Source organism: Flavobacterium sp. GNP002 (assembly GCF_054343795.1).
Genome location: NZ_JBTGUW010000001.1, coordinates 2,588,695 through 2,603,179, shown reverse-complemented (window position 1 = coordinate 2,603,179; position 14,485 = coordinate 2,588,695). Strand labels below are relative to the sequence as shown.

Genomic DNA, 14,485 nt, shown 5'->3' with positions numbered 1-14,485 from the left:
AATAAAAATGAAAAAAATACTAGTCATAGACAATTACGATAGTTTCACTTATAATTTAGTGCACTATCTCGAAGATTTAGATTGTGAAGTAACCGTTTACAGAAACGATGAATTTGATATTGATGAAATTGCAGTTTTCGATAAAATTCTTCTTTCTCCTGGACCTGGAATACCGGACGAAGCAGGATTATTGAAAGATGTAATTCGGAAATACGGACCTACAAAAAGTATCTTTGGCGTATGCTTAGGTCAACAAGCTATTGGAGAAGTATACGGAGGAACGCTTTCTAACTTAGACAAAGTGTATCATGGTGTGGCTACCAATGTGAAAACCGTTGTTGATGATGAACTTTTATTTGAAGGATTAGGAAACGAATTTGAAGTAGGACGTTACCATTCTTGGGTAGTTGATTCTAATTTACCAGACGTTCTGGAAGCAACTTCATTCGACGAAAATGGCCAAGTAATGTCCTTGCGCCACAAAACGTATGATGTGCGCGGTGTACAATTTCATCCCGAAAGTGTTTTAACTCCAAATGGGAAAAAGATATTAGAGAATTGGGTGAAAAACTAGTCATAAAGTCAAATGTCATAATGTCGAAAGACTTTAAGACTTTAAGACTTTCAACTTTAAGACATATATAAAAATGAAAAATATATTAAACAGATTAATCAATCACGAAATGCTTTCGGCGGCAGAAGCAAAAGATGTATTGGTTAATATATCAAACGGGAGTTATAACACGAGCCAGATTGCTTCTTTTCTAACCGTTTATATGATGCGCAGCATAAGCATAGATGAGCTTGCCGGTTTCCGTGAAGCATTATTAGAATTGTGCATTCGCGTGGATTTATCCGCTTACAATACTATTGATTTGTGCGGAACCGGTGGTGATGGAAAAGATACTTTCAATATTTCAACACTGGCTTCATTTGTAGCTGCCGGTGCGGGAATAAAAGTAGCCAAACACGGAAATTACGGGGTTTCGTCAATTTCAGGTTCCAGTAATGTAATGGAAAAACTAGGAATCAAGTTCAGTAATGATACTGATTTCTTAGAGAAATGTATCGACAAAGCAGGAATTTGTGTTTTACACGCGCCGTTATTTCACCCTGCCATGAAAAATGTGGGACCTATTCGAAAAGAATTGGGCGTAAAAACCTTCTTCAATATGTTGGGACCAATGGTAAATCCATCGTTTCCAAAAAATCAGTTGGTTGGTGTTTTCAACTTAGAACTGGCCAGAATGTATGCGTATTTGTATCAAAACACGAATACTAATTTCACTATCCTGCATTCGCTTGACGGTTATGACGAAGTTTCGTTGACAGGTCCTACAAAAACAATTACCAGTTCCATGGAAGGAATGTTAAATCCAGAAGATTTTGGTGTTCGTCTTTTGCTACAAAGCGAAATCGAAGGAGGAACAACCATCGAAGAATCGGCACAAATGTTTACCGATATTATTTCGGGAAAAGGAAACGAGGCCCAGAATAATGTGGTTTGTGCCAATGCGGCAATGGCAATTGCAACCGTTACAAAATGTTCTCCTTTAGAAGGATTTCAAATAGCGAAAGAAAGTTTATTATCCGGTAAAGGACTTGTAGCTTTGAACAAATTGAAAGATTTAAGTATTTAAAGATTTAAAAATTATGACAAAATCGTTTGAAGAGTTTGATGTTTATAATAAAGGGATTGTATTAGCTAAATTAGTTTTTGAATTATTAAACAATAAAACCTTTGAAAAAGAATTTGGTTTCAAAGATCAGATAAAAAGAGCTGTCATTTCAATTACAAATAATATAGCAGAAGGTTCTGAATATAATAATAACAAACAACTTATCAGATATTTGAAAATCTCAAAAGGAAGTTGTGCTGAGGTTAGAAGTATGCTAATCTTATCAAGGGAACTAGGCTTTTGTTCTCAAGCAGAAATTGAAAAAAGCTATAAAATAAGTATTGAAATATCTCAAAACTTATCCAATTTTATTAAATATTTAAGCACTAAAATCAAAGACTAATTTTTATTCAGATTGGAATTTTTCAATCTTTAAATTTTTCAATCTTTAAATTAAAACAAATGAACATTTTAGATAAAATCATAGTTGACAAAAAAAGAGAAGTCATTCTCAAGAAATTGATTATTCCGGTTTCACAATTGGAAGCTTCTGTTTTCTTTGAAAAAAAGACTATTTCTTTGAGTGATAATTTAAGAAACAGCACATCAGGAATCATTGCGGAGCACAAACGCCGTTCGCCTTCCAAAGCCGAAATCAATTACAGCTTTACGGTGGAAGAAGTTACTAAAGGATATGAAAATGCTGGTGCTTGCGGAATTTCGGTTTTGACAGATGGAAAATATTTTGGTGGTTCATTAGACGACTTGCTTTTGGCAAGAGCCACTGTAAACATCCCATTATTGAGAAAAGAATTTATTGTTGATGAATACCAAATATTAGAAGCAAAAGCCCACGGAGCCGATTTAATTTTGCTTATCGCTGCGGTTTTAACAAGAGAGGAAATCAAATCCTTATCTGAATTTGCAAAAAGTTTAGGACTCGAAGTTTTACTGGAAGTTCACAATCTGGAAGAGTTGGAAAAATCGATTATGCCTACATTAGACATGATTGGGGTAAACAACCGAAACCTAAAAACATTTGAAGTAAGTTTAGATTTCAGCAAGCAATTGGCAGCGCAAATCCCAGATGATTTTGTAAAAGTTTCTGAAAGCGGAATTTCATCCATAGAAGCTATTAACGAATTAAAACCTTTTGGTTATAAAGGATTTTTAATTGGAGAAAACTTTATGAAAACGGATAATGCCGGTAAAGCAGCAATGGAATTTATATCAAAATTATAACGATGAAACTCAAAATCTGTGGCATGAAATATCCCGATAATATTCTCGAAGTGGGCGCGCTCCTACCCGATTATATGGGATTTATTTTCTGGGAGAAATCGTCTCGCTATTTTGATGGTGTGATTCCACAATTACCAAAATCAATCAAGAAAGTAGGCGTTTTTGTAAACGAAACCATCGAAATTATTTTGGCGAAAGCCCTGAAATACGATTTACAAGCCGTTCAATTGCACGGTCACGAATCCATTGAGTTTTGTCAAGAATTAAAGTATAAAATGGATAGTTCGATTGAAATCATAAAAGTATTCTCGGTAGATGATTCTTTTGAATTTGAAGTATTAAAGCCGTTTGAAGCGGTTTGTGACTATTTCCTTTTTGATACCAAAGGAAAACTACCCGGCGGAAACGGAACCACATTTGACTGGAAAGTTTTAGAAAAGTATCCTTCGAGCAAACCGTTTTTTCTGAGTGGCGGAATTGGAATTAAGGAAATGGATGCCGTGAAAGAAATAGCAAAAACCAATTTACCGCTTTACGCCATTGATGTAAACAGTAAATTTGAAATAGAACCGGGATTAAAAAACATAGAAAAATTAGATAGTTTCAAGAATAACTTGATAACTTTAAACTTATAAACTTAAAAAAAATGAGTTACAACGTCAACGAAAAAGGCTATTACGGAGAATTTGGAGGCGCCTTCATTCCTGAAATGTTATATCCAAATGTGGAAGAATTACGCCAAAATTATTTAAAAATTACGGCTGAACCAGAATTTCAAGCTGAATTTGACGCTTTGCTAAAAGAATATGTAGGTCGTCCTACGCCGCTTTATTTTGCCAAGCGATTATCTGAGCAATATAACACTAAAATCTACCTAAAAAGAGAAGATTTATGTCACACTGGTGCCCACAAAGTAAACAACACAATTGGGCAAATTTTGTTAGCCAAACGCTTGGGCAAAAAACGAATCATTGCTGAGACTGGAGCTGGTCAACATGGCGTTGCAACAGCTACAGTTTGTGCCTTAATGGGACTGGAGTGCATTGTGTACATGGGTGAAATCGACATCAAACGTCAGGCGCCAAATGTGGCTCGTATGAAAATGTTGGGTGCCGAAGTTCGTCCGGCAATGTCAGGTTCAAAAACCTTAAAAGATGCTACTAATGAAGCCATTCGCGATTGGATTAACAATCCCGTTGACACCTATTATATCATTGGATCTGTCGTGGGACCACATCCTTATCCGGATATGGTAGCGCGTTTCCAAAGTGTTATTTCAAAGGAAATCAAAGAACAATTATTGGAAAAAGAAGGTCGTGAAAACCCTGATTATGTGATTGCCTGCGTAGGTGGCGGAAGCAATGCTGCCGGGACCTATTATCATTTTCTGGACGATGAGGATGTGAATATTATTGCCGTTGAAGCAGCGGGATTAGGAGTTGACTCCGGCGAAAGTGCCGCAACTTCTGCCTTAGGAAAAGTGGGCGTTATTCACGGAAGTAAAACTCTTTTGATGCAAACAACGGATGGCCAAATCACCGAACCGTATTCTATTTCAGCAGGACTGGATTATCCGGGAGTTGGTCCTATGCATGCCAATTTATATGCCACCGGAAGAGCGCAATTCATCTCAATTACCGATGATCAAGCGATGCAATGGGGAATCAAACTATCACAAATGGAAGGACTAATTCCCGCCATTGAAAGTGCGCATGCCTTTGCCGTTCTGGACGAAATGAAATTCAAACCGGAAGATGTGGTAGTCATCAATCTTTCTGGTCGCGGCGATAAAGATTTGAATACGTATATCGATTATTTTAAATTATAACAAAATCATAATTTGGGCGTTCCCAAAGGGTCGGGCTGTCCGCTATATCTTTTTCATGGCAGAAAAAGCCATAAAAAAGGATGCCGCTTCCATCCCTAACGCAGACAAATAACTAGAAAAACACTATTTATGGAACAGCTATTCTCTTACGGTACATTGCAGTCAAAAGAAATTCAGATGCAGGTTTTTAATAAACTATTAAGCGGAACTGAGGACAAGCTTTTAGGATACAAACTAAAAGATTTTCAAATAGAAGAAGAATTTGGAATGGAAGATTATTTTGTAGCCATTCCAAGTGAAAATCCTTCAGATGCAATAAATGGTATCGCTTTTACTGTAACCAACGAAGATCTCATAAAAGCAGATCAATTCGAATCTAATGCTTATAAAAGAATTCAAATAACATTGCAATCTGGACTAACAGCCTGGATTTATATTGAAAGTTAATAATCCAGAAAAAATAGTTCCGATTAAAACAACCTACTCGATTTCTAAAACCCAATTTTGAATACAAAATTAATACCCACAAGGTTATGGAAACCTAGCAGGAATAAATAAAATTATATTAAAATGAACAGAATAAATCAAAAATTACAAGAGACTAAAAAGATACTTTCCATTTATTTTTCGGCGGGATATCCTAACCTCAACGATACCGTACAAATCATTCAGGATTTAGAAAAAAATGGTGTGGACATGATTGAAATCGGATTGCCGTTCAGTGATCCATTGGCCGATGGACCAACGATTCAAGCGAGTTCTACCGAAGCATTGCATAACGGAATGACAACACAAGTTTTGTTTGACCAACTAAAAGACATTCGTAAAACGGTTGCTATTCCTTTAGTAATTATGGGTTATTTCAACCCAATGTTGCAATATGGAATTGAGAATTTCTGTCAGAAATGTGCAGAGATTGGCGTCGATGGATTAATCATTCCTGATCTTCCGGTTGATGTCTATGCCGATGAATACAAAGCCACTTTCGAGAAATACGGCTTGAAGAATATATTTTTGATTACGCCACAAACTTCAGTAGAACGAATCCATTTTATTGACAGCGTATCTGATGGGTTTATCTATATGGTAAGTTCAGCGAGTGTAACTGGTTCCCAAACTGGTTTTGGAAGCGCTCAAGAAGATTATTTCAAACGCATTGCCGACATGAATCTAAAAAACCCTCAAGTAATTGGTTTTGGAATCAACAACAAAGAAACCTTCAACCAAGCCACACAATTTGCCAAAGGAGCGATTATTGGTAGTGCTTTCATTCAACATTTAACCGAAAACGGAACAGGAAAAATTGAAGAGTTCGTAAAAGCAATTCGATAAATAACTACTTAATATATTTAATAAACGGCGTTTAAAGTTCATTTAAGCGCCGTTTTTTTATACACTATTTTATAAAACACTAAAATTATTTGTAAGTTTTTATTCCTATATTAGCAAAAGCAAAAAATAGATGACGTTTGTCATACATATCTACCCACAATTGGATGGCTTTGTATGATTTTGTCATACATATATACAAGTTATCTGTAATGCTCAAAACCAAGTGTAAATGACAAAATATTTACTTTTTATAACTTTTACGTTTTTGTTTTACATTGATTGTAAATCTCAAAACTATTTACCAAAAGATACAATCTTTGGAAATGTTAAAACTATTAAAGAAAAAGTTATTTTCTTGACAGAAACGGAAAACCCACAACTTGTTTCTTATGATGATTACGGGCATTCTGGATTTATGGGTCCTGAATCGACTATTGCAAGATTTAAAAATACGTGGTATACTTCAAATCTATGTTATTACATAAATTATGAAAGAAAATTCGATAAAAAAGGAAATTTAATTAATGAAGTATGGTATGGTAAAAAAAATGATTTTTTAAATTCATATACAAAAACGTATAACACAGATAATAAGAAAATTAAAGAGATTGATTCAACTAAATACTCAAATTACACTACAACTTATTACTACTCGGACTATGGAGATTTAAACATAATTGAACAAAATTCCAAAAATGATTATTTCCGACATACCTATAAAAAATATAACAAAGAAAGATTAACTTCATTAAAAGAATTTGACGAAAATGGCACTGTTGACGAATATAATTATATTTATAACCAAAAAGGAAAATTAATCTACAGAATTTATAAAAATCCAAACTCCTGGAAACAAGAAGGTGAAAGAAGTTGGTCTTATGGAGTTCATGATTCAATTTTAACTGTTTATAAAGATATTTTAAATTTTTATGACGATAAAAATAGATTGATAAAAAATGAAACTTTTGATTTATATGAAGATTCGGAAAACCACATAACTCCCCAATTAACAAATCGGATCGAAAATGAATATAAAAATGATAATTTAGTTTTTATTAAAAGAAGATTTGGAATTGGAATGGAAAGATATGACCATTATAATTATGACAAACTTAATCGTATTTCAGAACGATACTGTTGTGACATCGATAAACAAAAAGCAATGATAATTGAGAAATATAAATATAACGATGGCTATATTTCACAATTAGAATACATTGAAGAAGGTAAAAAGTATAAAGTGTCATTTAAATATAAATTTGATTCATACAACAATTGGATTGAAATCATAAAAAAAGTTGATGGAAAAGACCTCTTTAAATGGAGTAGACAAATTGAATACTACTAAAAAACATTACAGATAACAGCGGTTTTGCCGGATTTGGTTTTCGGCGTAATTTGAAGTTTGTTTTGTACTTGAATTAAAAATGATAATCCGAAAGTAAAATCTTAACCTAGTCCCACCCGAGCAAAGCCGCGGGACGTTGTATGCAATTATACCGCGAGATACCGAAAACTAAACGAAAACTAAACGAAAATGATTCAAAAGCTAATTGACAGAACTAACACAACAGAATTTTATCAAGATTCTGATTTAAAACTTGAATCGTACAGTTATAATCCTTCTAATAATACTTTAGAAATGATTTTGTCAATTAATCAAATTAGTTACGACGTTCCAATTGAGTACGAAGAATGGAAATTAACTTGCCGAAATACAGAAAGTTTTAATGGCTTTTTTCACGAACTTATGTTGCCTTACGTAAAGTTAAAAATTCTTGAAAATCATCCTTTGTTATTAAAATTCCACGAAAGTGAACTTGAATGCGAAATCAAAGGAAAACCTGAAAACCTGAATGAATTTATTGGCGAAATTAGTAATGTCTTAGAAAAAAAAACTGGAAACTGGATTACGGTAAATGAATATTTTTGGAATAGTGAAGAACAATTCAGATTGTATTCGCACAGAATAATTAGTATTCCAAAATCTTTAGAAAAATCAATAAAACAAGTTTGCGAAAAACATAAATTAAGTTTTATTGTAAAAAATGAAATTATTGGAGATGACAAAGGTTATGCTGACAAACCAAAAGCAAAAGTTTTAATATTTGGCAATGAAGATGTTAGTCCAAATGACTTTTTCTTAAACCAAAGCTACATAATTGCTGAAGAATTTATTGCTGAAAGAATTAAATAATAATAACTGCATACAACAGGCGTTTGGCAAGATTGCGAATTTTGTAGTAAATTTACGTTTATTTTTCGCAAGAAATTTAGTAGTAACCGAAAATATTCGGTTACGAATTTTGCCAATTCTTGTAGCTACGAAACGTTAGCAGAAAATTAAAAAAACCAAAATGAAAAAAATATTAATTATTAAAATATTACTATTATTATTCTCGAATATTTCTTTTTCACAGAAAAAGCAATGCTTTTTTGACGAGAAAAAGAATATAATTACAGAAAAGGAATATAATCATTTTAAAAATGAAAATTTTGAGTTTCTTAAACTAACTTTTGTTGAAGATACTGCAAAAATAAATGTTATAGAAAGGAGAAAAATACAAGGTAATCTTAAAAATGAATTACATAAAGAAATAATTTCTTATCTAAATAGTATTAGTGATAAAAAAACTGATTCAACAAAAACTATAATTATAAATTATCATCCAGGAAAAGATAATTGTAATTCAACTGCTGACAAATCTTATGTTAATGATTTATATATTGATTTTAAAGCAAAAATAGAAATGAAAAAAAACATTACCCAATATTTTATATATAAATCAAAAAAAGGAACTGAATTTTACGATAAGAAAATTAAATGGTATTATGATAACGAAAGAATAATTGAAAATAATTTTTTTCCATTACATTACCCGTGTGGGAGTTATTTGATTATTTATCCAAATGGCAAATATTTTCTTTATAAAGGTGAATATTATATAAAAAAAATTTTAGAACAAATATAAAATCTTCTGCTAACAGCCGTTTCAAGAAATGGCGAAAAATGTGCAAAATTCACATTTTTCTTTCGCAATAATTTTTATCAGACCTATCTACCTAGTTTTTCGGTAATAGGACTCATAAAAGCGGGCTACACGCTAGTCCGCACAAAACTTTCGAAAACGAAATACAAAAGAAAATTAACTAAAAACATAAACTATGTTAGAATTATTTTGGGGAATTTTAAATATAGCAATTTTAGTTTATTTTATAATTATCTGTTTCAAAGCAACAAAGATAATTCGTGAGAATTTAGGAATAATACCAACCTTATTATTGTTTTTGGTCTTTTGTCATTTATTGGAAAACCAAGTGAAGATAACACTAAAAACAAACCTTTTAATTTACAAGAAGAAACTGATAAAATAGAGCGCACTAAATTTAATGGAGACACCTATTTAAGAGAAAAGAAACTCGAAAATAATTTAATGACGGATATTGGTCTTTCAATTTCATTTGGCGAAAATACAAATGAAAAAAAAATTTTAAATGCTAATGTTTATAGAAATGGTTTTGTTAGTGGAACTGATTGGAAAACAACTAACATAAACGTTTCTAAATTGGAGAATAATACTTACCAATATAATGTAATAGGAACAGTTAATTGGAGAATTTTAGGAATAAAATTTTACACTGAATTGAGAGAATTTGATGGAAAAATTGAATTAAAAAAATAAACCAGCTCCGCAAAGTGTTCTTCTAAAAAATAAATTTCTCGTGAATACTGCGCAAATGTCGCCAACGGATAATTGACGAGATTTAATTTTCGGACAAAAAATAGGTAATGTAAATCCATTTGGCAAATATTCAAAACGTCAGTATCATACTATTTAGCATTATATTTAAAGTACTGTTTTAAAAGCTATTGCTTGTTCCGTCAAAGCGTTGTATATTAAACTTTAATCCGTATTTTTAATAATCTGTTTTATTTAATTCTATTAGACAAAAACCTATGACTCTATTTACTCAGATTATTTGGCTCTTTATACTGGCTATACCGGTTGCTTGTGTTTCATGGACAGTAACCCATGAAGAATTGTTTCAAGAGCCAAGGGAATACTGTGTTAATAGAAGTCTTCATGACGGCACTTTATTAAAAAGAAAGTTTTTTTTCCTTTTTACTTGCGAATACTGTTTTAGTCATTACATAACAATCCTATTTCTTATTTTAACTGACTATAAACTTTTGCTGACTGACTGGAGAGGATATATCATAGCAGGCTTCTCTTTAGTATGGATAGCCAACAGTTACATGAGTATATATGCGCTTATTCGACAAAGCATTAAAAAGGAAATAACTGAAATTAAAGTATTGGAAAAAGAGAAAAAAATTTAATCCCAAACAGTTAGTGCGATTTCCCCCTTCTGGAGCTCGAGATAGCAATCGCAGCAAAAAAAATATTCCTTATTCTCCGCAAGTTATTCTTCTAAAAATAAATATATCCTATAATGAGCAATGTTCATAATTCAAAGTTTGTTTTGTACTTTTAAAACATACTCATTTACTAAAAACTTAAATTACAATAATGAATTATCAGCTGCTAGCGCGATTGTCCCGCTCGTGAACATTAACAAAAATAACTGTAAATTTGTAATAATCACAAGCGGGACGCTCGCGCTATTAAATTCAACATAGTACAACGCTACAAGTAACAACAAACTGGAAATGAAAAACACAATTAATCACGATGAGCGTATTGCTAAAATGATATTTACTTCGGTTTATCCGCTTTATCTCGCAAAAGTGGAGAAGAAAGGCAAAACGAAAGAAGAATTACATCAAGTAATTAAATGGCTTACTGGTTATGATGATAAAAGTCTTCAAAAACAGATTGATGAAAAAGTAACTTTTGAAAAATTCTTTAAAAATGCTACAATAAACCCTAACGCTCAACTTATAACTGGTGTAATCTGTGGTTATAGGGTTGAAGAAATTGCAAATCCACTAACACAACAGGTCAGATATTTAGACAAATTAGTAGATGAATTAGCAAAAGGAAAGACTCTAGATAAAATTTTAAGAAAGTAAACAATTTAACAACTTAAAAGATTAAAATTATGGCACTTATCAATCCACACATTAACTTCAACGGAAATGCCGAAGAAGCATTCAATTTTTACAAATCTGTATTTGGCGGAGAGTTCACAAAAATTATGCGTTTCAAAGACTTGGCAAGTACTGAATTTCAGGTATCAGAAAATGAAGCTAATAAAATAATGCACATTGCTTTGCCTATTGGCCAAAATATTTTAATGGGCAATGACGTTCCTGAAAGTATGGGTCCGGTAAATGAAAATGAAAACAGATCTAAAATATCCATTAGCGCAGAAAGTCGTGAAGAAGCCGACAAGTTTTTTAGCGGACTTTCATCAGGCGGAAATATTGAAGTGCCAATTGACGACAGCCCTTGGGGTTCCTATTTTGGGATGTTTAGAGATAAATTCGGTATCGAATGGATGGTAGATTTTGACCCAAATTATAACGGAAAAGTATAATGAATTATCACTTTAGAAAAGCGGAACTATCTGAAATAGCTCAGATATGGAAAATTTTACAACAAGCTATACAACGCAGAAAAGAAGATGGCAGTAGCCAATGGCAAGATGGTTATCCAAATCCAGAAGTAATACAAAAAGATATTGAAAAAGGAGAAGGATTTGTTTTGGCAGACGGAGAAACCATAATCGGTTACAGTGCGGTACTAATCAATGACGAACCTGCTTATGAGAATATTGAAGGAAAGTGGCTGACGAATGATGATTTTGTTGTCATGCACCGTGTAGCCATTTCTGAGAAATATTTGGGCAAAGGACTGGCGAAATTGATGCTGAAAAACATAGAAGATTTTGCGTTAAGCAACAATATTTACAGTGTAAAAGCAGACACTAATTTTGACAATCCCGCTATGATGAAAATTTTTGAAAACTTAGGTTATACCTATTGTGGGGAAGTTTTTTTTAGAGGAAGCCCAAGAAAAGCATACGAGAAAGTATTACACAAACAAGACTGATTGAAATTAAAAAACCGCAAATTTGCAAATAAAAACAGCTGACAACTGTTTCGATACTTTGCAAATTTGCGGTGAGTTTTTTTTAAAACAATCTTAAACTACAGCTTCTTCTTCAGGGGCCGTTTCAAATTCCATGTGGTCCACGATTTCCGCAGCTACTTCCGGTTTTGATGCTTTGAGCGCATTGAATCTTTCTAATTGTTCCAGTTCACCTTCTTCCCCACTGAAATATGGAAAAACATCCATGATAGGTGATTCTGAAATTGCGGGAACGGTGTAGTCGCCCATCGTACCTTTCATCACGCTAATGGTGTTATCATAAGCTTCTTTTACATCATTGGCTTGCACTAATAAATACATATTAGTTTTGCGTTCTTTACCGCTTTCTTCGTCATAGGCCAATAATGATACTTTAGATCTGAACCAGCGATCCGCATTTTCGAAGGGATGAATCTCAGCATAATTAGCGACTTTAATATTCGTGATTTTGAATTCTTCACTGATATACGCCGACATCTCTTCATTGATTCTGCTTTCAGCTTCCGTGTAAGACAACGCGTCTACCAGGTACGGTTCCGTTGTAATCTTCTGTCCGCCAGTTTCGTCTGTTTTTCTATATTTTACTTTGCATTCGTACCAAGTTGTGCTCATTTCTTTTTTTTTAAGGATGTCAAAGATAGATTTAAAAGAAAAAAAACAACAGCATTACTAAAATAGATATTCACAATTTTTGATGGAAGTTGGTATTGATTTTTATTTCATTTAAAAGAATTAATTCCTCAAATAAAAAAAACAGCCTTTACAATAAGCAAAGGCTGTTTTAAAAAAATATTTCTTCAAAATTGAGTATTAGTCAATAAGAGTAACCACATCCTCTTTGTTTTTTCTGACTTTTTCTAAGTTTGCTAACCAGTCATTTGCAGTATCTCTATAGCCTAATGGAAGAATTACACAACTTCTAAGACCTTTTGCTCTTAGGCCTAAAATTTCGTCTAATGCATCTGGCTCAAAACCTTCAATTGGTGTGCTGTCTACGCCTTCGAAAGCGGCTGCTGAGATAGCCATTGCAAAGGCAATATAAGCCTGTCTTGCTGCGTGCTGAAAGTTAACTTCGGCATCTTTTTGCGGATAGGCATTTAACAACATCTGACGGTAATTTTCAAAACCTTCATTTTTAAAACCTCTCACTTCATTAGTATGGTCAAATACTTTATTGATTCGCTCCGCAGTATACGTATCCCAAGCAGCAAATACTAATAAATGGGAACAATCTGTAATCACGGATTGATTCCAACCGATTGCTCTGATTTTTTCCTTAATTTCTTGATTGGTTACCACCAATATTTCAAAAGGTTGCAAACCACTTGATGTAGGTGCAAGAATTGCTGCTTCGAGAATGTTATCAATTTTGTCTTGAGCTACTTTTTCTCCGTTCATCGCTTTTGCAGCATAACGCCAATTCAATTTGTCTAATAATTCCATTTGTATTGTATTAATTATTGTTCGTTTATAATGTTGCAAAAAGTTTACACTTTTATACTGTCCCATGCCGCTTGAAAACTTTCTTCCAATGTTTTTTCATCTAAAGGACACAATCCCCTATTTTTCATATTCATCAAAAAAGCCATTGGATATATCGAAAAAGCATACATAAGATAAGGTGAAATATCCTTCAGAATACCGTCTTCTTTCCCTTTCATCCATAAATCAAAAAGTGGCGTCAGGAATTGTAATCCTTCTAGTCTTGTTATTTCATCAATCATAGGCGTATTATCACATTGCGATAAAAAAGAAGCTTCTTCTTGGTGAGTCAATTTATACTGTGCCATGTTGAACCAAATTTTTTTAAACCTAACCTCCACAGATTCCTGAAGATTATAATCTGAAAAGGCCGCTTCAGCAAAAGATGATTTTACCGTTAAGTACAATTGACTAACTAAATCTTGTTTACTTTGAAAAAACAGATAAATCGTGGCGGGAGAAACAGCTGCAATTTTAGCAATTTTCGCCATTGAAGCTCCTTGAATCCCTCCATTATTAACTAAAGTCAAAGTAGCTTTCAAGAGAGCAGCCCGTTTATCTATACTTTTTTGAAGTTGCGCCATGTTTGTTATTGTTTTTATTTTTCTAATAAAAAAGTACTCTTTCAAAAAATGCTCAAAAATACATTTGCACTAAAATCACCTTTAAAAGGCAAAGATACTATAAAAAAGAATGAACGTTCATAAATTATGATATGTTTAATATTAAAAGTTTGTTAAGGAAAGGAAAATCAATTCGATAAATAGAGTTCTATTTTGGGACTTTTTTATAATTAAGCTGAGGATAGTAAAAAGGAAATTATATTAATTAAAATTACCCTCTGAACCAGTTTATCAAAAATGCATAACTTTCTTAAAACGAAAGAATAAAAATCCCTGAGTGTCTAAATTTTTATTAAAATTATG

General features: G+C 32.7%; 18 protein-coding genes. 15 read left to right on the top strand and 3 right to left on the bottom strand.

Annotated features, from left to right (window positions below; all coding sequences use genetic code 11):
* Window positions 1-7 precede the first annotated feature (7 nt).
* The 15 genes from ACXX80_RS11415 (at window position 8) to ACXX80_RS11345 (ending at window position 12,038) form a co-directional block, all read left to right on the top strand.
* The gene (locus ACXX80_RS11415; RefSeq protein WP_458553278.1) at window positions 8-574 is read left to right on the top strand and encodes an anthranilate synthase component II; all 567 of its coding nucleotides are present in this window, start codon (window positions 8-10) and stop codon (window positions 572-574) included.
* Between the two features lie 73 nt (window positions 575-647).
* Window positions 648-1,640, top strand: a complete 993-nt coding sequence (gene trpD, locus ACXX80_RS11410) for an anthranilate phosphoribosyltransferase (protein ID WP_458553277.1) — start codon at window positions 648-650, stop codon at window positions 1,638-1,640.
* Between the two features lie 13 nt (window positions 1,641-1,653).
* On the top strand, window positions 1,654-2,022 hold the full coding sequence (locus tag ACXX80_RS11405; RefSeq protein ID WP_458553276.1) for a four helix bundle protein: 369 nt from the start codon (window positions 1,654-1,656) through the stop codon (window positions 2,020-2,022).
* 59 nt (window positions 2,023-2,081) lie between these two features.
* Window positions 2,082-2,861, top strand: coding sequence for an indole-3-glycerol phosphate synthase TrpC (trpC, locus tag ACXX80_RS11400; RefSeq protein ID WP_458553275.1), 780 nt, complete (start codon window positions 2,082-2,084; stop codon window positions 2,859-2,861).
* A 2-nt stretch (window positions 2,862-2,863) separates the two neighbouring features.
* Window positions 2,864-3,496 carry a phosphoribosylanthranilate isomerase gene (locus tag ACXX80_RS11395; RefSeq protein WP_458553274.1) on the top strand — a complete coding sequence of 211 codons (633 nt, stop codon included), beginning with the start codon at window positions 2,864-2,866 and terminating at the stop codon, window positions 3,494-3,496.
* Between the two features lie 11 nt (window positions 3,497-3,507).
* The gene (gene trpB / locus ACXX80_RS11390; protein ID WP_315208376.1) at window positions 3,508-4,689 is read left to right on the top strand and encodes a tryptophan synthase subunit beta; all 1,182 of its coding nucleotides are present in this window, start codon (window positions 3,508-3,510) and stop codon (window positions 4,687-4,689) included.
* A gap of 129 nt (window positions 4,690-4,818) precedes the next feature.
* Window positions 4,819-5,136 carry a gamma-glutamylcyclotransferase family protein gene (locus ACXX80_RS11385; protein ID WP_282712061.1) on the top strand — a complete coding sequence of 106 codons (318 nt, stop codon included), beginning with the start codon at window positions 4,819-4,821 and terminating at the stop codon, window positions 5,134-5,136.
* 123 nt (window positions 5,137-5,259) lie between these two features.
* Complete coding sequence (gene trpA / locus ACXX80_RS11380) at window positions 5,260-6,021, top strand: tryptophan synthase subunit alpha (protein WP_458553273.1); 762 nt, start codon at window positions 5,260-5,262, stop codon at window positions 6,019-6,021.
* A gap of 229 nt (window positions 6,022-6,250) precedes the next feature.
* Window positions 6,251-7,369, top strand: coding sequence for a hypothetical protein (locus ACXX80_RS11375; protein WP_458553272.1), 1,119 nt, complete (start codon window positions 6,251-6,253; stop codon window positions 7,367-7,369).
* Window positions 7,370-7,558: 189 nt separating this feature from the next.
* Window positions 7,559-8,218 (top strand): hypothetical protein, encoded by a 660-nt coding sequence (locus ACXX80_RS11370; RefSeq protein ID WP_458553271.1) that lies wholly within the window; start codon window positions 7,559-7,561, stop codon window positions 8,216-8,218.
* 160 nt (window positions 8,219-8,378) lie between these two features.
* Entirely contained in the window at window positions 8,379-8,993 is a 615-nt protein-coding gene (locus ACXX80_RS11365) for a hypothetical protein (protein WP_458553270.1), read from the top strand.
* Between the two features lie 324 nt (window positions 8,994-9,317).
* A complete protein-coding gene (locus ACXX80_RS11360; RefSeq protein WP_458553269.1) occupies window positions 9,318-9,704 on the top strand; it encodes a hypothetical protein in 387 nt (128 codons plus the stop codon).
* A 989-nt stretch (window positions 9,705-10,693) separates the two neighbouring features.
* Window positions 10,694-11,056: a DUF2200 domain-containing protein gene (locus tag ACXX80_RS11355; RefSeq protein ID WP_458553268.1), complete on the top strand. Its 363-nt coding sequence runs from the start codon at window positions 10,694-10,696 to the stop codon at window positions 11,054-11,056.
* Window positions 11,057-11,085: 29 nt separating this feature from the next.
* The gene (locus ACXX80_RS11350; protein WP_458553267.1) at window positions 11,086-11,523 is read left to right on the top strand and encodes a VOC family protein; all 438 of its coding nucleotides are present in this window, start codon (window positions 11,086-11,088) and stop codon (window positions 11,521-11,523) included.
* Window positions 11,523-12,038, top strand: coding sequence for a GNAT family N-acetyltransferase (locus tag ACXX80_RS11345; RefSeq protein WP_458553266.1), 516 nt, complete (start codon window positions 11,523-11,525; stop codon window positions 12,036-12,038). Before ACXX80_RS11350 ends, ACXX80_RS11345 begins: the two co-directional genes overlap by 1 nt.
* A gap of 93 nt (window positions 12,039-12,131) precedes the next feature.
* Here the strand turns inward: ACXX80_RS11345 and ACXX80_RS11340 are convergent, their stop codons facing one another.
* The 3 genes from ACXX80_RS11340 to ACXX80_RS11330 all read right to left on the bottom strand — a co-directional run bounded on the left by ACXX80_RS11340 (window position 12,132) and on the right by ACXX80_RS11330 (window position 14,143).
* Window positions 12,132-12,689, bottom strand: a complete 558-nt coding sequence (locus tag ACXX80_RS11340; protein WP_417991027.1) for a DUF4494 domain-containing protein — start codon at window positions 12,687-12,689, stop codon at window positions 12,132-12,134.
* Window positions 12,690-12,887: 198 nt separating this feature from the next.
* Window positions 12,888-13,520, bottom strand: coding sequence for a nitroreductase family protein (locus tag ACXX80_RS11335; protein WP_458553265.1), 633 nt, complete (start codon window positions 13,518-13,520; stop codon window positions 12,888-12,890).
* 44 nt (window positions 13,521-13,564) lie between these two features.
* Window positions 13,565-14,143, bottom strand: coding sequence for a TetR/AcrR family transcriptional regulator (locus ACXX80_RS11330; protein ID WP_458553264.1), 579 nt, complete (start codon window positions 14,141-14,143; stop codon window positions 13,565-13,567).
* Window positions 14,144-14,485: the final 342 nt, after the last annotated feature.